General features: G+C 47.3%; 18 protein-coding genes (1 of these 18 only partly in view). 13 read left to right on the top strand and 5 right to left on the bottom strand.

From position 1 onward, the window contains the following. Nucleotides 1-9 precede the first annotated feature (9 nt). The 12 genes from L3V45_RS01090 to L3V45_RS01035 all read left to right on the top strand — a co-directional run bounded on the left by L3V45_RS01090 (nt 10) and on the right by L3V45_RS01035 (nt 13,569). Complete coding sequence (locus L3V45_RS01090) at nt 10-462, top strand: 2-thiouracil desulfurase family protein (RefSeq protein WP_003156767.1); 453 nt, start codon at nt 10-12, stop codon at nt 460-462. An 18-nt stretch (nt 463-480) separates the two neighbouring features. Beyond that, a complete protein-coding gene (locus L3V45_RS01085; protein WP_236837223.1) occupies nt 481-957 on the top strand; it encodes a GNAT family N-acetyltransferase in 477 nt (158 codons plus the stop codon). A 99-nt stretch (nt 958-1,056) separates the two neighbouring features. Beyond that, complete coding sequence (gene murQ, locus L3V45_RS01080) at nt 1,057-1,986, top strand: N-acetylmuramic acid 6-phosphate etherase (protein WP_236837222.1); 930 nt, start codon at nt 1,057-1,059, stop codon at nt 1,984-1,986. 128 nt (nt 1,987-2,114) lie between these two features. Beyond that, nucleotides 2,115-3,482: a PTS transporter subunit EIIC gene (locus L3V45_RS01075; protein WP_003156771.1), complete on the top strand. Its 1,368-nt coding sequence runs from the start codon at nt 2,115-2,117 to the stop codon at nt 3,480-3,482. 18 nt (nt 3,483-3,500) lie between these two features. After that, on the top strand, nt 3,501-4,784 hold the full coding sequence (gene pbp4b / locus L3V45_RS01070; protein ID WP_058906520.1) for a penicillin binding protein PBP4B: 1,284 nt from the start codon (nt 3,501-3,503) through the stop codon (nt 4,782-4,784). Between the two features lie 46 nt (nt 4,785-4,830). Then, nucleotides 4,831-6,744: a glycoside hydrolase family 3 protein gene (locus tag L3V45_RS01065; protein ID WP_236837221.1), complete on the top strand. Its 1,914-nt coding sequence runs from the start codon at nt 4,831-4,833 to the stop codon at nt 6,742-6,744. Nucleotides 6,745-6,759: 15 nt separating this feature from the next. After that, nucleotides 6,760-8,004, top strand: coding sequence for an exo-beta-N-acetylmuramidase NamZ family protein (locus L3V45_RS01060; RefSeq protein ID WP_236837220.1), 1,245 nt, complete (start codon nt 6,760-6,762; stop codon nt 8,002-8,004). Nucleotides 8,005-8,141: 137 nt separating this feature from the next. Beyond that, a complete protein-coding gene (gene btr, locus L3V45_RS01055; RefSeq protein ID WP_057080157.1) occupies nt 8,142-9,737 on the top strand; it encodes a bacillibactin transport transcriptional regulator Btr in 1,596 nt (531 codons plus the stop codon). A gap of 87 nt (nt 9,738-9,824) precedes the next feature. After that, nucleotides 9,825-10,781: an ABC transporter substrate-binding protein gene (locus tag L3V45_RS01050; protein WP_069013304.1), complete on the top strand. Its 957-nt coding sequence runs from the start codon at nt 9,825-9,827 to the stop codon at nt 10,779-10,781. Nucleotides 10,782-10,800: 19 nt separating this feature from the next. Continuing rightward, nucleotides 10,801-11,808, top strand: coding sequence for a FecCD family ABC transporter permease (locus L3V45_RS01045; RefSeq protein ID WP_003156779.1), 1,008 nt, complete (start codon nt 10,801-10,803; stop codon nt 11,806-11,808). A gap of 1 nt (nt 11,809) precedes the next feature. Continuing rightward, nucleotides 11,810-12,820 carry an iron ABC transporter permease FeuC gene (feuC, locus tag L3V45_RS01040; protein WP_043867611.1) on the top strand — a complete coding sequence of 337 codons (1,011 nt, stop codon included), beginning with the start codon at nt 11,810-11,812 and terminating at the stop codon, nt 12,818-12,820. After that, complete coding sequence (locus tag L3V45_RS01035; RefSeq protein ID WP_236837219.1) at nt 12,817-13,569, top strand: alpha/beta hydrolase; 753 nt, start codon at nt 12,817-12,819, stop codon at nt 13,567-13,569. Before feuC ends, L3V45_RS01035 begins: the two co-directional genes overlap by 4 nt. Here L3V45_RS01035 and L3V45_RS01030 read toward each other — a convergent pair. The 5 genes from L3V45_RS01030 to L3V45_RS01010 all read right to left on the bottom strand — a co-directional run bounded on the left by L3V45_RS01030 (nt 13,558) and on the right by L3V45_RS01010 (nt 19,549). After that, nucleotides 13,558-14,499, bottom strand: coding sequence for a bile acid:sodium symporter family protein (locus L3V45_RS01030; RefSeq protein ID WP_234949720.1), 942 nt, complete (start codon nt 14,497-14,499; stop codon nt 13,558-13,560). The genes L3V45_RS01035 and L3V45_RS01030 overlap by 12 nt on opposite strands. Nucleotides 14,500-14,649: 150 nt before the next feature. Further along, nucleotides 14,650-16,083 carry a SulP family inorganic anion transporter gene (locus L3V45_RS01025; protein ID WP_003156783.1) on the bottom strand — a complete coding sequence of 478 codons (1,434 nt, stop codon included), beginning with the start codon at nt 16,081-16,083 and terminating at the stop codon, nt 14,650-14,652. Nucleotides 16,084-16,312: 229 nt separating this feature from the next. Further along, the gene (locus tag L3V45_RS01020; RefSeq protein WP_003156784.1) at nt 16,313-17,359 is read right to left on the bottom strand and encodes a zinc-dependent alcohol dehydrogenase; all 1,047 of its coding nucleotides are present in this window, start codon (nt 17,357-17,359) and stop codon (nt 16,313-16,315) included. Further along, a complete protein-coding gene (locus L3V45_RS01015; RefSeq protein ID WP_236837218.1) occupies nt 17,334-18,284 on the bottom strand; it encodes an inositol monophosphatase family protein in 951 nt (316 codons plus the stop codon). Before L3V45_RS01015 ends, L3V45_RS01020 begins: the two co-directional genes overlap by 26 nt. Further along, on the bottom strand, nt 18,281-19,549 hold the full coding sequence (locus L3V45_RS01010) for an aspartate aminotransferase family protein (protein WP_015388774.1): 1,269 nt from the start codon (nt 19,547-19,549) through the stop codon (nt 18,281-18,283). Before L3V45_RS01010 ends, L3V45_RS01015 begins: the two co-directional genes overlap by 4 nt. A gap of 228 nt (nt 19,550-19,777) precedes the next feature. Between L3V45_RS01010 and L3V45_RS01005 the strand changes: the two genes are divergently transcribed. Next, on the top strand, nt 19,778-20,823 hold the 5' portion of the coding sequence (locus L3V45_RS01005) for an MFS transporter (RefSeq protein WP_003156787.1). Its footprint extends 166 nt past the window's final position; only the first 1,046 of its 1,212 coding nucleotides appear in the window; its start codon is at nt 19,778-19,780; its stop codon lies beyond the right edge, outside the window.

Here is a 20,823-nt window from a genome sequence, read left to right as displayed (position 1 = left end):
TGGACACAGATGATCTTAGTCAGCTCTTGTCTCGGCGGTATCGAATGCAGATATAACGGCTCTCACGCCGCTTCGGAAAAAATCCGCAGACTCGTAGAAGAAAAGAAAGCTGTTATGGTCTGCCCCGAACTTTTGGGCGGCTTCACCACTCCCCGCGAACCGGCGGAAATCATCGGCGGCACGGGTGAAGACGTGCTGAACGGAACGGCAAGAATCGTAACGGCATCAGGCGAAGACGTTACAGCTTTATATATGGACGGCGCGGAAAAAACGTTAGCATACGCAAAAGAAATAGGCGCCGCAACGGTCATCCTTAAAGAAAACAGTCCGTCCTGCGGCAGCAGCTTTATCTATGACGGCACTTTCTCAGGAAAAAAAATACTCGGAGACGGCATCACTTCCGCTCTTTTAAAACGGGCAGGCTGCCGTGTTCTATCAGAAGATGAATTGGATCAATTATAAAAAAGGAGAGTAGATATCATGGATGTAGCCCTGTCCTTTTATAAACCGGAGCATGCAGACGGGCTGAACGGGTTTGTGCTGAGTGAAGAAGATAAAAAGTTCACAGCTCTGCCGATAGATGTCCTGCCGCAGGCGCTTGTCATCCGGGATCGCTACCCGACAGTCATTTTAAAAGAAGACCGCCCCGTCGGTTTTTTTATTTTACATACCTCAAAAGAAACCATTGCTCCGTATTCGAACAATGTGTCTGCCATTTTGCTGAGTGCGCTGTCATTACATGCGCCGCATCAGGGAAAAGGTTATGCCAAACAAGCGATGCTGCAGCTCCCCGCTTTTGTTGCAAATTACTTTCCTTGGTGTGATGAAATCGTGCTTGCTGTAAACCATCGCAATCAACGTGCACAGAACCTGTACCGGTCTTCCGGTTTTATTGACAAAGGGCGGCGCAGGATCGGCCCGATCGGTGAACAGCACATTCTGCATCATTTTTTGTGAAAGCGCTTGATTATTCATCTCATCCCTGCCGATTTTTCTTGAAACATCTATTCAGAAGCCCATATACTTCAAGTATTAACGACTTGGGAGGGTACAATCATGACAGACCGGCTTAACATTCACAGATTGACCACAGAAACCAGAAATCCGCAGACCGCTTCAATCCATCAGGCAGACACAATGGAAATTCTCCGCATCATTAACGAAGAGGATTTCAAAGTGGCTGAAGCCGTTCAGCAGGTGCTGCCCGATATTCAGATTGCCGTTCAATTCGCAAATCAGTCCTTACGGCGAAACGGCAGGCTGATTTATGCGGGAGCGGGCACAAGCGGCAGACTCGGTGTACTGGATGCGGTTGAATGCCCGCCTACATACAGCGTAAGTCCCGACACCGTCATCGGTCTGATGGCCGGAGGGGCAGACGCCTTTTTGCAAGCGGCTGAAGGTATAGAAGACAGCAAGGAAACCGGCGCTCTCGATCTCAAAACGATCGGGCTTACCGCAGAAGACACCGTGATCGCCATCGCGGCAAGCGGGCGCACGCCGTATGCGGCCGGTGCGCTGAAATATGCAAAAACAATCGGCGCCAAAACCGTCGCGCTCACATGCAATAAGGACTCATTGATCAGCACCTTTGCCGATCACAGCATCGAAGTCATTGTCGGTCCCGAAGTGATTACAGGGTCAACACGAATGAAAGCCGCGACGGCACATAAAATGATTCTGAACATGATTTCCACGGCCGTAATGATTAAAAGCGGCAAAGTGTACGAAAATTTAATGGTGGACGTTCATGTCAGCAACGAAAAATTGAAAGAACGCGCAATCGGCATTATCCAAAGCATCACGGGCGTTCCGTACGACAAGGCAAAAGAAACGCTTGAGGCCGCAGACAGCCATGTCAAAACGGCAATCGTCATGCTGAAGACGAATTCGGACGAAACACACGCGAAGGCACTGCTCAAAGAATCAGAAGGATTCATTGATAAAGCCATTGAACAGCACGTTTCAAGAGAAAAAGAACGCTGATCGTTCTTTGGTGAAAAATATTGTGCTTTTACGAGCCCGCGCCGTTTTCATGTTCGGCGCAGGCGCTTTTAGGACGCGTTTCAGGCATAGCTCCCCGGGAAAAATCGTACGGAAAAAGGAGGATCTCCATGAGCAAAGAGGCATTTTATCAGTCACTGGCCAAAGATATCCTGGACAATTGCGGCGGTTCATCGAATATTTCAGGCTTTACCCACTGTATGACACGCCTGAGGATTACACCTTTAGATCGGGACAAAACGGATATTGAGGCGCTGAAACGGCTTGACGGGGTCATAGGTGTCGTCGAAGCCGAAACACTGCAGATCATTCTCGGCACGGGTGTCGTCAATCATGTCGCCGACGCTTTCGCAAAACTTATGCCATCCGGAAAAAACATTGATTTAAAAGAAGCCGCCTCACGGAAAAAAGCCGATCTCAACAGAAAAAACACCACACCCATCAAATTGTTTCTGAGAAAAATATCAAGCATCTTCATTCCCCTTATTCCCGCACTCATTGCATCAGGTTTAATCACCGGTATTACAAAAGCCGTCATTCAGGCCGGCTGGCTCCCGAAAGAATCCCAAATCGCACTTATTTTAACGGTTATCGGTTCAGGCTTGTTCGCTTACCTCGGCGTCCTTGTCGGCATCAATGCGGCGAAGGAATTCGGCGGGACACCCGCGATGGGCGGCCTTGCGGGCATATTGATCCTTAACCCTGAGATCGCCAATATCAGTTTGTTCGGAGAGAATCTGCTCCCTGGCAGGGGAGGATTAATCGGCGTTCTTTTCGCTGCGGTTTTTATCGCTTATACCGAACGGTTTATCAGAAAGTACGTCCATCAATCCATCGACATTATCGTCACGCCTACATTGTCTTTACTTATCACCGGGCTGGTGACATATGTCGTTTTTATCCCCGCAGGCGGTTTTATTTCTGATCTGATTACATCAGGTTTATTGTCGCTGCTGAATGTCGGGGGAGTGCTCTCAGGGTTTGTACTGGGAGCCGCCTTCCTTCCGCTTGTCGTCACCGGCCTGCATCAGGGCTTGACTCCCGTACATTTGGAATTAATCCGATCAATCGGAGATGACCCGCTTCTTCCGATTCTCGCGATGGGAGGCGCGGGTCAAGTAGGCGCGGCCTTCGCCATCTTTATGAAAACAAAAAAAGCCTCATTAAAAAGAGCGATCGGCGGCGGACTTCCATCCGGTCTGCTCGGAATCGGGGAGCCGCTTATCTTCGGCGTCACGCTCCCGCTCGGCCGGCCGTTTTTGACGGCGTGTTTAGGGGCGGGAATCGGCGGCGCCTTTCAAGCCCATTTTCAAGTGGCGACTTTTTCAATCGGTGTCTCCGGCCTTCCGCTCTCGTTTCTCGTACAGCCGGCTCAAATCGTTTTGTATATCATCGGTCTCTTCATCTCTTACGCGGCGGGCTTTGTCTTCACTTATGCGTTCGGATTTAAGGATGACATGGCTGCTGAATTTGAATAAACCGGGAGGGATCAGAATATGAAAACACTGACAGCCGCCATACTCACAATGGTCATCAGCCTCTCTTTTCTGCCGCAGCACAAAGCCGAAGCCCAATCCAAATTATACGACGCAGCAAAGCTCAGAAAGGTTGATCAAATGATTGAAAAAGACATCGCAGCAGGATTCCCCGGAGCCGTCCTCATCGTCGTAAAGGACGGACGGGTGATCAAAAAGAAAGCATACGGCTACAGCAAAAAATATGACGGGAACACCCTTTTATCCCGTCCGAAAAAAATGAAAACATCAACCATGTTTGATTTAGCTTCCAATACAAAAATGTACGCGGCCAATTTTGCACTACAGCGACTCGTCAGCCAGGGAAAGCTTGATGTGTATCAAAAAGTCTCGGCTTACCTTCCTGATTTCAAAGACAGAAAAAGCGATCCGATTCAAGAAAAAGACCGCATACGCGTCATCGATGTGCTCCAGCATCAATCCGGTCTGCCGGCAAGCTTTTATTTCTATCAGCCGGACACCGCAGGCCCTTTATATTCACAAGAACGGGATAAAACGATCCGTTTTCTCACCCAAATCCCGCTTGAATACAAGCCGGGAACAAAACACGTATACAGCGATATCGGTTACATGATTCTCGGCTGCATCATTGAAAACATAACCGGAAAAACCCTTGATACCTATGCGGAACAAGAACTGTACAAACCGCTGAAACTGACGCACACACTGTTCAATCCGCTGCAAAAAGGTTTTAAAGAAAAAGCATTCGCAGCTACTGAACGTTTAGGCAACACACGTGACGGAGTCATCCATTTCCCTCACATCAGGACGTATACGCTGCAGGGGGAAGTTCACGATGAAAAAGCATTTTACTCAATGGGAGGGGTGTCCGGTCACGCCGGGCTGTTTTCCAGAGCTGATGATATGGCCGTCCTTCTTCAAGTCATGTTGAACGGAGGCAGTTATAAACACGTTTCTCTCTTCAATAAAAGAACGGCCGATTTGTTCACAACGGCGGCATCCTCTGATCCGACTTTCGCTCTCGGCTGGCGGAAAAACGGCAGCCCGGATATGGAGTGGATGTTCGGACCTTATGCAAGCAGGCAGGCATACGGCCATACGGGATGGACCGGCACCATCACGATTATTGATCCCGCTTATAAGCTGGGGATCGCACTTTTGACCAATAAAAAGCATTCCCCCGTCGTCAGCCCCGGTGAAAACCCGAATGTTTTTGAAGGGGATCTTTTCCCGACCGGAAGCTACGGCAGCGTCATAAAAGCGATTTATGAAGCCATTGAATGACAACCCATGTCTTTTGTCCAAACTATGACGGCAGGAGGGCACCATCATGAAACTTTTCATCTCAGCTGTATTACTGTTGTTCATTGTATTCGGCACGCATCATGCATCAACAAAACCGGACATTCCGTCACAGGCGGAACAAGCGGTATCCCGTATGACATTAGATGAAAAATTAGGGCAGATGCTCATGCCTGATTTTCGAAATTGGCAAAAAAAGGGGCAGCCATCACCTGAGGCTCTTACCCAAATGAATGACGAAGTCGCAGGGCTTATTCAAAAGTACCGGTTCGGCGGCGTTATCTTATTTGCAGAAAATGTAAAAAACACTGAGCAAACGGTACGCCTGACAGATGCCTTTCAAAAGGCGAGCCCTGACATTCCGCTATTATTAAGCATTGATCAGGAGGGCGGCATCGTAACTAGACTTGGTGAGGGCACTCATTTCCCAGGCAATATGGCGCTCGGGGCTGCTAGAAAAACAGCCTACGCTTCCCAGACCGGCGCCATTATCGGGAAAGAACTGAAAGCACTGGGCATTAATACGAATTTCGCGCCCGTTCTGGATATCAATAATAATCCCGGAAACCCTGTCATCGGCGTCAGGTCGTTCAGTTCAGACCGTGATCTGACAGCTTCCCTCGGCCTTGCCTCAATGAAGGCTCAGCAAAAGCAGAATGTCGCTGCCGCCGTCAAACATTTCCCGGGACACGGCGACACGGATGTCGACAGCCACTACGGTCTTCCGCTTGTCACCCACAATCAAGAAAGGCTGCGTCAGATTGAACTTTATCCGTTCCGGCAGGCCATTCAGGCCGGAGCTGATATGATCATGACAGCCCATGTGCAATTTCCCGCTTTTGACGATACAACCTATAAAAGCAAGCTGGACGGTTCAGACATCCTCGTACCCGCCACACTCTCGAAAAAAGTGATGACTCATCTTCTCCGTGAGGAAATGGGATTTAACGGCGTCATCGTTACGGATGCATTAAATATGAAAGCCATTGCCGATCATTTCGGTCAGGAAGAGGCGGTCGTCATGGCATTAAAAGCAGGAGTCGATATTGCCCTGATGCCGGCCCAAGTGACATCGCTGCAAACGGAAAACCGCTTTGCCCGGGTTCATTCCGCTTTAAAAAAGGCGGTACAAAAAGGGGATATTCCGCTGCAGCAAATTAACAAATCAGCGGAACGCATCATTTCCCTGAAAATAAAACGAGGGATATATCCCGCACCGAAAGAGACAAATCTGAAAAAGAAGATTGCAAAAGCAAAGAAAACCGTCGGCAGCAAAAATCACCTGAAAGCTGAAAAACAAATCGCGGAAAGATCCGTCACCGTCTTACAAAACAAAAACCGCACGCTCCCATTCAAACCGAAAAAGAACAGCCGCGTTCTCATTGCCGCTCCTTATGAAGATCAAACAGCGGCAATGGAACAAACCATTCGGCAGCTCATCAAGAAGAAAAAAATCCGGCCGGTAACCATCAGTAAAATGAACTTCGCCGAGCGCACATTTCATGATGAACACAAAAAGCTGGTATCCGACGCGGATTACGTGATTACAGGCTCCTATGTCGTAAAAAATGACCCTGTCGTAAACGACGGCGTGATTGACGATTCCGTCACAGATCCCGGCAAGTGGACGACCGCATTTCCGCGGGCCGTCATGAAAGCCGCACAATCGAACCAAAAACCCTTTGTGCTGATGAGCCTGCGTAATCCTTACGACGCCGCGAATTTTGAAGAAGCTGAAGCCCTTATCGCAGTCTACGGCTTTAAAGGATATACAGACGGACAATTCCTCCAGCCAAACATTCCGGCAGGCATTGAAGCGATATTCGGACAGACAACACCGCAAGGCAGGCTGCCCGCTGACATTCCTTCCGTCACGCATCCGGGAACGACACTGTATCCTTATGGTTTCGGTATCAATCTGAAGACCGGAAAACCGCTTTAAACAGGAGGGCTGATTATGAAAACACATACGGCTGCACTTCTCGCCGGACTTGTCGTCATCAGTGCTATGACAGCAGTCTCGGCGGCTTCTGACAGAAACCTTCATACCGCCAAGAAACCAAGCATCCAAACAGGCATCGACCGCCTGCTGAAAGATTATAAACAGGAACTGAAGGGAAAAAGGGTCGGGCTGATCACCAACCCGACCGGTGTGAACGCATCATTGAAAAGCAGCGTTGACGTGCTGTATGAGGCGCCAGACATCCGCCTGACGGCATTATTCGGACCGGAGCACGGTGTCCGCGGCGATGCTCAGGCCGGAGGTAAAGTCACATCCTATATAGACGAAAAAACAGGGCTTCCCGTCTACAGCCTATACGGGGAGACGAGGAAACCGACACCTGACATGCTGAAAGATACAGATGTGCTGATTTTCGATATTCAGGATGTCGGAACCCGGTACTACACCTACATTTATACAATGGCCTATGCCATGGAAGCGGCCAAAGAAAAGGGCATTCCTTTTTATGTCTTGGACCGGCCGAATCCGCAAGGCGGACGAAATCCGGACGGCCCGGTTCTTGAACCGGATTACGCTTCATTTGTCGGACTGTATCCGATCCCGCTGAAGCACGGCATGACGATCGGTGAGCTTGCTCTTTTATTCAATAAAGAGTTTCATATTGGCGCCGACCTCACCGTCGTAAAAATGAAGCGCTGGAAGCGGACGATGACGATTGAAGATACCGGTCTGCCGTTCGTCCTCCCTTCGCCTAATATCCCGACCCCGGACAGCATATTTGCATATTCGGCAACAGGACTAATCGAAGGCACAAACGTATCCGAAGGAAGGGGCACGACAAAGCCGTTTGAACTTATCGGCGCGCCTTATATGAAAAGCACCGAGCTCGAAGAACGCCTGAACAGTCTCAAGCTTTCGGGCGTCACCTTCAGAGCCGCTTCATTCATCCCCAGCTTCTCCAAGCACCAGGGCAAGCTGTGCCACGGCGTACAAGTCTACGTAACAAACAGAAACACATTTGAAGCGGCAAAAACAGGGCTCTCCATTCTGAAAACCATGCATGACTTATATCCGAATGACTTTTCATTCTTGCCGACAGGCTCTTTTGACAAGCTGATCGGTAACGGCTGGGTACGCAAAAAAATAGAAAAAGGCGCTTCCATTGAAGACATCACCGGCACATATCAACGCCGGCTGGACCAATTCAAAACTCTAAGAAAACAATACCTCATATACTGACAACATCCGTGTTACACGTGTAACATTTTGTCGCATTTCACATTTCCGCTTTTTATAGGAAAACATTCATTTATTTGGTACAATTTAATTGATAACAGTTATCATTTAAATGAATGTTTCTTAAAAGGTGGTTTCTCATGAAAAACACATTATTCTTTCAGCCCATTGATATCATCTCCGTGAAAAAAACAGCCGACCTTCTGTCAGAGCATCAGCTCACTGATTCCCCCGTATTGATCTTTCATGTGAAAGGCGAGGGACAAATTGATATCGGAACAGACAGCTTTCCGCTGCAGAAGGAAACGCTCTACATCTGTCCTTGTGATGAGACATTCAATATTGCCCCTATATCGTCAGGCGGCATCCATTTGTATATCGTCAGACTCCGTGTTTTCTCCTATTCCTCAGATGATGAAGCGATGCTTCCGGATAACGGGGAAGACATCTTCCACGGACTTCAGCAAATGAATTTACAAACGGTTGATCATTTGACAAGCCGGCTTCAATCACTTTCTGAAAACGTGCGATCGGCGGATGGATTGCAGAAAATGAAATATACAGCCGACTTTCAGCAGCTGATGTACGACCTTTATGCCGCAAAAGTATGCCATCAAAATAATACGAAAGCGGCGATCGAACAGACAAAACAATTCATACATGCTCAGTCCGACACAAAAATCACGCTCACCCAGCTCGCTCATATGGCGGGAATCAGTCCCAAGCATTACAGTGAAACCTTTAAAAAACTATACGGGCAGAGCGTAACTGAATATATCACAGACATCCGCATAACCAATGCGAAAAAACTGATGGCCAAGGCAAGCTGCAAACTGCGGGAAATCGCTCATCAAATCGGCTACCAGGACGAATTTTATTTCAGCCGCATCTTTAAAAAACATACCGGCAGCTCACCTACAAGCTACATGAAAAAAAGGCGCACAAAAATGGCCGCGTACGGAAAAGAAACGATGGGGCATCTGATTCCTCTGCATCACGTGCCTTACGCTGCGGCGCTGCACCCGAAATGGACGGCCTATTATTACAAACAATTCTCTTCCGATATTCCGGTTCACCTGAGCGCTTACCGCTATAATGCAAATTGGGAAGAGAACCTGCATACGCTGTCTCAAGCTGCCCCGGACATCATTTTCAGTCTCGATTCTGTCAGTGAAGAAGAAAAACAGCGCCTGAATGACATCACTGAAGTTTTTTACCTTCCGGCTCAAGAGAATTGGAGAGACCAGTTTCTTCGCACAGCCGCATATCTAAATGAAGAGCAGGAAGCGCGGCACTGGCTTAAAACTTATCAAAGTCTCACCCATTCAGCGAAAGATGCTCTTAAACATGTGCGGCACCAGCGGTTCTTATTTGTCCGTGTATATAAAGAAAATATGTACATCGCCCATAACAACAGTATTGAGGAAGTCTTCTTCGGTGATTTAGACTTTGCCTCCGCAAAACCGGAATCTTTTGCTCCTGACGAAAAGATTTCCTTGGAAATGCTGGCGGATTGCCAGGCTGACTGCATCATGCTTTTCACTTGTAAAGAACCGGAAACGCTTCGCTATTTTCAGCGGATTCAGCAGTCCGGGATATGGCAGAACCTTAGTGCCGTCAGCAATAAACGCGTGTTTCCCATTTCATCTGACCCGTGGATTGAATATTCTCCAAGCGGACATCAGCGGATGATCGAGCAAAGCATTTCCATTTTATCCGAAGATCGTCCATGGTAATGCCGAAAATTATCCATGGTCTTATCCCTATTCATTCTCTATAATTCCAATTGATAATAGTTATCAATTGAACAGGAGGAACAATAGATGAAGAAATTGGCATTCGCTTTCATGATTTTGCTTTTGGCTTTCACGGCCGCGGCTTGCGGAAGCTCAGAAACATCTGATACAGCAAGTAAAGGAAAGGACGCTTCTTCAGATAAAAAGAAAATCGAATATCTCGGAAAAACATATGAAGTCAAAGCGCCGACTGACAAAATCGCCATTACAGGCAGCGTAGAATCAATGGAAGACGCCAAATTGCTTGACGTTCATCCGGCAGGAGCAATTTCTTTCTCCGGCAAATTCCCGGAACTGTTTAAAGATATTACAGATAAATCCGTATCAACGGGGGAAAAAATGCAGCCGAATATGGAAAAAATTCTTGAGCTGCAGCCGGACGTCATTCTGGCATCAACCAAATTCCCGGAAAAAACGTTGAAAAAATTGAGCGGCACCGCTGAAACGATCCCTGTCTCTCATATCTCATCAAACTGGAAAGAAAACATGATACTGCTCGCCCAGCTTACAGATAAAGAGAAAAAAGCGAAAAAAATCATCGCAGATTACGAACAGGACCTGAAAAAGACAAAAACAAAGATCAACAGCAAAGCGAAACAGTCAAACGCGCTGGTCATCAGAATCAGACAAGGCAATATTTATATTTATCCTGAACAAGTTTATTTCAACTCCACGCTTTACGGTGATTTAGGCCTGAAGGCGCCGGACGAAGTCAAAGCGGCGAAAGCGCAGGAACTGATTTCTCTTGAAAAATTAAGCGAAATGAACCCTGACCATATCTTCGTACAATTTTCTGATGACGAAAACGCAGATAAGCCTGACGCTTTGAAAGACTTAGAGAAAAATCCGATCTGGAAGAGCCTGAAGGCAGTCAAAAAAGACCATGTATACGTCAATACGATTGATCCATTAGCCCAAGGCGGAACCGCGTGGAGTAAAATCAGCTTCTTACAGGTTGCGGCTGACAAATTGACTCAAGACTAATAAAGAGTAGGTTTTTCACATGTATGCAAAACGGCGGACACACATTATTATCATTGCTTCACCGATTGCCATTGTTCTGTCACTGCTCCTTTCCGTTTTATACGGCGCAAAGCAGCTTGACATCCATACCGTGTTCTCCGCATTGCTGCACTTTAATCCGGAGAATACCGACCATCAGATCATATGGCATTCAAGAATCCCGAGGGCTGCCGGCGCTATGTTTATCGGCGCCGCCCTTGCTGTTTCCGGAGCGCTCATGCAGGGAATCACACGGAACTATCTGGCCTCGCCTTCGATCATGGGTGTGTCGGACGGCTCCGCTTTTATCATCACCCTTTGTATGGTATTGCTCCCTCAATCGACATCCATTGAAATGATCATATACTCGTTTATCGGTTCCGCATTCGGCGCCGCTCTTGTTTTCGGGCTGGCCTCCATTCTTCCCGGCGGTTTTACCCCGGTGCAGCTTGCCATTATCGGAACGGTGACCAGTATGCTTCTCAGCAGTCTGTCGGCTGCGCTTTCGATTTATTTTCAAATTTCGCAGGATCTCAGTTTTTGGTACAGTGCGAGACTGCATCAAATGAACCCTGATTTTTTGAAACTGGCCGTCCCGTTTTTTGCGATCGGAATCATTACGGCCATGATTCTCAGCAAAAAGGTCACTGCCGTATCATTAGGAGACGACATTTCAAAAAGTCTGGGACAGCAGAAAAGAACCATCAAACTCATGGCGATGGCGGCTGTTGTCATATTGACCGGAAGCTCGGTGGCGCTCGCCGGAAAAATTGCCTTTGTCGGTTTAGTCGTTCCGCACATCACACGTTTTCTCGTCGGATCGGACTACAGCAGGCTGATCCCATGCGCGTGCATTATCGGCGGCGTCTTTCTGACCCTTTGCGACCTTGCGAGCCGATTCATCAATTATCCGTTTGAAACGCCTATTGAAGTTGTCACTTCTATCATCGGTGTTCCTTTCTTTCTTTATTTGATTAAAAGAAAAGGAGGGGATCAGCGTGGTGCGTAAAATGGCAGGAATTTATATCATTCTGATTGCTCTCATATTGCTCGTAAGTTATTTCAGCATGACAAGCGGTTCTTTTTCCGCAAAGCCGGGTGAACTGCTCAGTACGCTTTTCCGCATCCATCCGAATCCGCAATATGACATTTTGCTGTTTCAGCTGAGGCTGCCGCGCATAGTCATGGCTGCTGCCATCGGACTCGGATTGGGGATAGCCGGAGCCGTTATTCAGGCCATTACCAAAAACGGTCTTGCCGATCCCGGTATTTTGGGCATTAATGCAGGAGCCGGAGCGGGAATCGTCACGTTTATGCTTCTGTTTCAGGGTCAATCTGAAGCGACGGCACTTGCCTCTGCGATGGGTATGCCTGTCTTCGGCCTCATCGGAGGACTGATGGCGGCCGTGCTGATCTATATTTTCGCCTGGCACCGGGGGCATCTGGAATCGGGCAGAATTATTCTCGTTGGGATCGCCATGAATTCCGGATTCAGCGCGCTGTCTTTATTTCTATCATTAAAAATGGACCCGCAGGATTATGAGATGGCGATGGTTTGGAAAAACGGCAGCATCTGGTCGGCAAACTGGATGACCATTACGGCAATCCTTCCGTGGCTGATCTTGTTCATTCCTCTTCTTATGGCGAAAACGTCATTGCTGGATACCATTTGTTTCGATGAGGACACGGTGAAAAGCCTCGGTGTTTCAACCAATAAAGAAAAAACCATTTTGCTCATTGCCTGCATCGCTTTGATCAGCGCATGTGTAACCGCAGCGGGCAGCATGGCATTTGTCGGACTGATCGCGCCCCATATTTCCCGCAGGCTCGCCGGGATTGAGCACAGATACTCATTACCGGTCAGCGGACTGGTCGGTATGCTCCTCGTCATATCCGCCGACTTTGCGGGCAAATTGTTCTTTCAGCCTTCAGAAGTGCCGGCGGGAATTATCCTTGCAATTCTCGGCGTTCCTTATTTCTTTTTTCTTCTGTTTAAGCAAAAAAAGGGGATGGACGCATGAGAGGCACCCTTACAGAACACCCGATAAACGGAAGGGAATGCACTGTGTATCTTCCTCCTTCCTATTCGGTTCAAACAGGGGCTTTACCCTGTGTGTACGTACTTGACGGGGGTTCTTTGTTTTTAGAACAGATAGATAAGCTTGAATCCCAATTTACGAACGGAACACTTCCCGAATTGATTTTCATCGGCATCAAACCGGCTGACAGACTCGATGAGTACACGCCATGGCCCGCGCCTTCCCTGAGCCCTGCGTTTCATGATTTCGGCGGCAAAGGGAGGCTCTTTCTCGAGGAGCTGACAAATGTCATTATTCCCACTGTTGAAGATACGCATCACATTGCTGCGCATCCGGAAACGAGAGGACTGATCGGTGCGTCATTAGGCGGACTGTTTTCGATATACGCGATGCTGCAAAAGCCTGAAATATTCGGCAGAATCGGCTGTATTTCCGGTTCCTTCTGGTATGAAAAATCAGCAGATTATGTCCGCTCCGCACCTTTGCGGCCGGCACGGCAGCGTATCTTTATGTCTGTCGGCAGCCGTGAAGCAGAGCAAAAATGTAACATCCAAAACACCACGATCGGACAAAATAAAGAAGTGCATAAAAGCCTGAGGCAAAAAGGCTTTTCTCAATCTCAGCTCTCTTTCACTGTCGAAGAGGGCGCCGTGCACCATCAAGAAGCGTTCAAACGACAATTCAATTCAGCACTAAGCTGGCTGTACGGAAAAAACCGCTCACGTGACTGAGCGGTTTTTTTCATACTTGATCACGACCGGCTTAAGCTCAAAGCGTCTCAGCAAATAGCCGAACAAAGCGGCAAGGATTTGCTGAAAGAGCATCCCGATGACGACCGGAACCGCCACTTGAGACGGAAAAAAAGACACGGCGAGAACGGCTCCGGCGCTGATATTGCGCATGCCCCCTGTATAAATCAGAGACACGATTTCATCCTGGCTCCGCTTCATCAGTCTTCCGATCAGCCAAGCCACGGCATAACCAGTCATGGCAATAAAAAATACCGTGCCTGCGATGCCCGCAAATTTGATATCCACGTGCGTGACATACGGCGCGATTTCCGAACTGTTAATGGCAATGACAATCATCAGACAGATTTTTGAAAAAGGAGACAGTGACCGGCTTATCGCCTGAGTCCTTACCAGCGGGGAAAACTGGTTGACCATCATCCCTGCGATGGACGGAATCACCACCATCTCCGCCAGCCCTTTCATCATGCCCCACACATCCATCTGAACATTCGCCCCGGCCAGGACAGACAGGCTTAATGGTACGATAAAAGGAGAAAGTACAGTATCAACCAGGATAATAGACAGCGTCAATCCGACATTTCCCTTATACATCGCAGCCCAAATCAAACTCGTAATTCCGGTCGGAATCACCACACCCATAATCAGCCCCGTCACAGTTAAAGGGTCACCGCTGAAAATCAGATGGCCGCTTCCCCATGCAAAAACAGGCATGAAAATATGCAGAACAAACAATGCCATGATCATCGGGAGCGGCTTCTCGATACTGCGCTTCAGCGATTGAAAATTGGCACTCAGACTGCCCGTAAATGTAATAAATGCAAATATCCACGGCACAGCGCCGGCCATCCAGCTGATATGCTGAGATAACAGCACACCCGCCGCCACACTAGACGGAGTCAAAAGCGGCATGATTCTCCCCAACACTTGGTTCAACTTTTGAAGCCACATCATATGCAAGTCTCCTATATACGGTTTTCAAGTCTCATTCATTATAACAATGCACACCGGCAAATTTAACCGAAAAAAAGCCCGGATATATTCATCCGGACTTCACAAATTCTATGCCATTTGTTTCATTAAATCTCGGCTTTTCTGATTTAATCCCTTTAATTCAGCCTCAATTTCGTATTCTTTACATTTGGCGACAATCTTCTCAAGAGCAGCCGCTCCAGAATCATCCCACACGTGGGCATCGGTCAAATCAATGATAATCCGTTTCACGTCTTCATCATAAACGATGGCATTCATCAGTTCAGACACGGAAGCAAAAAAGATCTGGCCCGTGACCTTATAAGTTCTGACATCTTTTTGTTCGGAATGTGACACAATCTTCAGCTTAGAAATTTTCGCCGTAAAAAAGATCGCGCTTAGCAGCACACCCGCGAAAACACCCTTCGATAAATCATTTGTCAGAACGACCGTCACGACGGTAATCACCATAACGATCGAATCAGTAAGGGGCGCTTTCCGCAAACCTTTAATCGATGACCAGTCGAACGTGCCGATGGACACCATAACCATCACGGCCACAAGCGCAGCCATCGGAATTTTCACGACGATACCGCTTAATACGGCAATTAAAAACATTAAAAACGCTCCGGCCGTAAAAGCCGACAACCGGCCGCGACCGCCGGCTTTCGTATTAATGACAGACTGGCCGATCATGGCGCATCCGGCCATGCCTCCGAAAAACCCGTTCACAATATTGGCGATGCCTTGTCCGCGGCTTTCTTTGTTCTTATCACTATCCGTATCCGTCATTTCGTCAATGATCTGGGCCGTCAGCAATGACTCAAGCAATCCGACGAATGCAAGCGCCAGTGAATACGGAAAAATAATCCGCAATGTCTCAAACGTCCACGGAACATCCGGTATCAAGAAATGCGGAAGTGAACTTGTAATCCCGCCCATATCACCGACCGTGCGGACATCCGCATGGAAGACCACCGCAATGATCGTCATGACAATAATCGCCACCAGCGGAGACGGTACAGCCGTCGTAACCTTCGGCAAAAGATATATGATAGCCAGTGATCCGGCAAGCATGGCGTACATGACCCATGAAGCTCCTTTGAACTGCGGCAGCTGCGCAGAAAAAATCAAGATCGCCAAAGCATTCACAAATCCGATCATGACCGAACGCGGAATAAATTTCATCAATTTCGCTATCTTACTGACACCAAGAATAAATTGAATAATACCTGTCAAAATGGTTGCCGCAAACAAATACTGCAGCCCGTAATCAGCCACCAATGTCACCATGACAACCGCCATTGAACCCGTAGCGGCTGAAATCATTCCCGGTCTGCCGCCGAAGATAGAAATAATAATCGCGATACAAAATGATGCATAAAGGCCGACCATCGGATCGACACCTGCAATAATTGAAAATCCGATCGCCTCAGGGATCAGAGCGAGAGCAACCAGAATACCGGCCAGAATGTCTTTACGTACATTCCCGAACCATTGCTGCTGTAACGTATAATCTTTCAAATGATAACGACTCCTTTTCACTATAAAAATCCGCACCCTATCAGTTGGAAACATTGATTTTTATCTGGGGAATATGAGGCAAGCTTACGGGGAAAAGGGGACACGCTCAGAGTATAATGTCTTGAGGAAAGGAATGGTTAACAAAGAGTATCATATTAAACTTTAAAGAAATGTGCAAGACCGTATAAAAAAGAAAAGAAAACGGCTCTCACTGGAGCCGTTTCCGCTTTTATAAAAGTTCCGGATCAGACACAAGAATCGTTTTTATTGCGCTGATATCCTTTCTTTCTTTTGTCACCGGGTCGATGCCCATGAGATGATCAATGGCTTCTTCATAATTCTTCAGTTCCGTCTTTTCCGTAATAAAATCATAGAGCTGCGGAAGGTCGGACGCGCATGCTAACGCAGCCTCCATGATCTGACGGGCTTCACCTGTGCCCACAATCGTTACGCCGTTTGACAGCAGCTGGTACGGCCTGACTGTCATCTCATACGTATCATCAAAGCCCATCGGCACGATTCTGCCTCCCTTTTCAATAAAAGGATAAGCCCAATCAAGCTGATTGCCGATCGCGTCAAAAATTACATCAAATTTTCTTCCTTGATTAATCCGTTTCACTTCATCCACGGTTAATGCTTCAGGGTGGTAGACATAATCCGATATCCGGCTCGCCGCCTCGCTTCGGAAACTGCCTATTTCAGTCGCAACCGTCAACCGCGCCAGTTTTTTCACCATCATTTGCACAAGCAGTCCGATTGGCCCCGACCCCAAAACCAAGACCGAGTCCTCCGGCTGAATCGAAGCTTTGTCCACAACATTCAGCACACAGGAGAGAGGCTCAACCAATGTGGCCCGCTCCCATTCCATTGAATCCGGAATTCTGTACATGAACCTGTCTTCTCCGACGTAATATTCCGCAAACGTTCCGTGCGCCCCGATTCCGAGCTGCCAATCCTCGAAGGTTTCGCAATAACACGTCAGCCCTCTCCGGCAATAATGACATTTCCCGCAAAACTGCGTAGGATCAATCACGACGCGGTCTCCGACTTTTACATTTGTCACGTCCGGTCCGATTTCCACGACCGCTCCCACCGATTCATGCCCCATAATCATATGATGGGTTGCATTCATTTTTCCTTTCAACACATTTAAATCCGTTCCGCAGATACCGGTGCCGAAAATTTTCACTTTCACATCATTGGATTTCCGAATTTGAGGCTCGTCCACCTCTTGATATTCAAGCTTATCATTAGGAGTCCAGACCAACGCCTTCATATTTCTCTTCCTTTCTGCCCCAGCGGATTTGGTCTAACAATGTTTGATGAAGCTCCTTCGTTGATGCCGCAATACATGATTGCTGGTTCTGATAACTTAAATCTGTCAGAAGCGTTTCGTCCAAAGACCGGCCGTATGCATCCGTAATGACCACTCCTGCTTTCTTCGCCAAAAAGACGCTTGCGGCAATATCATAAGGAAACAAATGCAGCACCTCTCCGTTTCCGACCTGCTGAAAATCTGAAAGCAGCTTCGGATCATCTTTCAGCAGACGATTGCCGATATCCACATAAGCATCCATCTGCCCCGTGATAATTCGTGAAATCGAATAAGAAGCGCTGTTGAAAACAAAAACCCCGCCATTATTGGCTGACCGGTCAATCAGATGACCGTATGCATCCGTCATCAGCTGTGCCGGATGCCCGTTAAACTCAAGGCTCCAAAACATATTTTTAATATCCCGCACTTCGCTCAAATTCGGCAATTCTCCCTGATACCCCTCAAACTGAATGGCGTCGCTGTAAATATCACCGTACATGTAAGCGCCCGATTTCAATTCAAGCAAAAAAGCAAATTCGATATCCTTAATCTTTGCGTTTGGCTTATATGAAGCAAGCGCAATCGAAATACACGACATTTCAAGCCCCGCGGCGGCCGGACGCGTTCCGTCTATCGGATCTACAATTAAAATATATTGCGGATCTTCTCCAATCAGCTTCAGGCCGCCATCCTCCGTGTAAAAAGCAACCGGATGGCCCTTATCTTGAATATAATCCAACACCGCCTCCTCAGCAGCGGCGTCTATGTTAAATTGGGCGTCGCCTCCCGGAGAATAGCCGTTTACGAGCCGGTTTTTCAGCGTGCCTTTTTGACTTTTCACCTTATGATAAACAAATTGTCCAAGCTCAATGATATAGTCTCTCACTTGATTTCCTCCAATAGCTTGCGAAGTCTGTAGCAGAGCACTTCGGCTTCACTAAGTGTAATGGTTAAAGGCGGACGGATTTTAAATACATTTCCGAACCCGTAACGGGATGTCCGGAGAATCAGCCCGTAATCCATCGCCCGTTTGGCAATATAATTGGTCAATTCCACATCCGGTTCATTGTTCTCTTTGACAATTTCCACACCGATCATAAGACCGACGCCTCTTACCTCAGAAATAAAAGCGAAATCCTCTTTCATCGTTTCTAAGCGATCCATAATATAATGACCGACCGTCGTTACATTTTCCAAAAATCCCGGACGCTGCATGATATCTATGGTTTTACACGCGGCAGCGGCGGCCATCACATTTGAGCCGTACGTGAAGGAGTGCGTATACCCCGGAAGCCCGGTATACTTGTCCTCCGTCAGAGTGGCGGCGACTTGGAAGCCTGTGCCCCCGAGCCCTTTTGCTACCGTCATCATATTAGGTTTCACATCGAAGTGGTCCGCGGCAAACATTTTGCCCGTCCGTCCGAACCCGGTCTGAATTTCATCAAAAATCAGGGCGATATCGTGTTCATCACAAAGCTGTCTCAGCTGTTTAAAATACTCTTTAGGCGGAACGACGTTTCCACCGTTTCCGGATATCGGTTCAATAATCATGGCGGCAATTTTCCCATTACTCGCATACTCAATAAAATCATTAATTCTTTCTACGCACAGCATACCGCATGAATCAGGTTTCTGATTATAAAAACAGCGGCTGCAATACGGATCGGGGACTTGAAGGCCAAAAGAAATTTGCGGCGGGAAAGGTTCTTTTCTGAATGAGTTGCCGGACAAAGCGGAAGTCATATACGTTTGTCCGAGGTGGCTTCGAAATAAGGAGATGACATCGGTTTTTCCGGAGTAATACTGAGCCATTTTAATAGCTCCTTCATTTGCACCGGAACCGCTGCTGACTTTAGGGTGTACTTTTGTGAGATTATCGGGGGCGATTTCTACTAGTTTTTCTGCCAGTTTATTTACGGCGTCTGTTTGAAAAGATGATGTCACATGGATCAGCTTATCGGCTTGTTCTTTAACCGTATCAATGACTTCTTTGTTACCGTATCCTAAATTCAAGTTAAATGTGGCAGAAGCGCAATCAATGTACTCATTCCCCTCTTGATCGTACAGGTAAATCCCTTCTCCGCGCTCCATTACTACATCGTCAACACTGTAATACAAGCTGTCTGGATTCGTGATTTCCTTCGTTCCCACAAATACCACCCCTATGAAATTATTAGAATTTCGCTTTTTATCGTATTAATTATTGAAAATAATGTCAACGATCTTTCTTGTAAAAAATGTTAACAATTTGTTAACGTTACCATAAGGGATGTACGAGAAAAAGTTATGTGATATAGTAACAATACTTGGATTTTTTGTAAAAACGTCATGTCATACGAGTAGAGAGAAATATTATTTTACGAATAAGGAGATAAAATGATGAAATCTCGTCTGCTGTGGATAAGCTGTTTTTCTTATGGATCGATTGCTTTTACACTTGTTATTCTGGGAGCCGTACTGCCTGAGTTACTCACACATTATTCACAAAGCTACAGTAATGGCGGAGTATTGGTATTCTCTCAGTTCATGGGCTTTCTCATCGGTGTTATTGGCATGCCATACATGGTGAAAAAGCTTGGGCGCAAAAACGTCGTTATCTTTGGCCTGGCACTCATCAGCTGTGAAATGTTCATCACCTTCCTGCCGCCCTGGCCGCTGCTCTTTCTTCTCGTCAGCATCGCGGGGCTTGGCGCCGGATTGGTGGAATCCTGTGTAGGCACGATTATCCTCACCGCTATTAAAGAAAGACAGGCTGTGGCCATGAGCAAGATGGAAGTGGCCTACGGATTAGGTGCGCTTTTCATGCCTCTGCTCTCAGGCTTTCTTATCAACAACCACATGTGGACAATTGCTTTTTTAGTATTAGGGTTATCCAGTTTTGCACTTTTAATCGCATGGAAGCAGATGAGTTTCGGCAGTATTGATCAGCTTCTCATCCGAAAAGAGGTCTCTTCCGATGACACTAAAAAAGAAAGCACCGGTTATCGGTCACACGGATTGCTGTTTATTGCCTTGGCGGGGGCTTACTTCTTCTTTTACGGAGGCAGTGAAGTTTCAATTGTACATTTTATCCCCTCCATTTTCTCTGAGAAATGGGATATCCCCAACTCTTTGGCAACGATAACAGTTACAGTGTATTGGACGGGGATGATCATCGGAAGGTTATTAACAGGCCCGGTATCAGAAAAGCTGACATATCACCGTTATCTTCGTCTCATAAGCATTGGCGGTCTGGCAGCACTTACCGTATTGGCACTAAGTAAAAACGTATGGTTCGGTTTTGCCCTTTGCTTCTTTTTAGGGCTGTTCATGGCAGGCATGTTTGCAATAGCCCTAATCATCACGAATCATTTTTATCCCGGAAAGACAGAAACGACTACCAGTATTCTGCTCGCTTCAAACGGATTAGGAGGTTCACTCCTTCC

Source organism: Bacillus sp. R45, assembly GCF_021729365.1.
Taxonomy (GTDB): domain Bacteria; phylum Bacillota; class Bacilli; order Bacillales; family Bacillaceae; genus Bacillus; species Bacillus velezensis.
The sequence above is the reverse complement of the archived record's forward strand: the minus strand, read 5'-3'. Positions and strand labels throughout refer to the sequence as shown.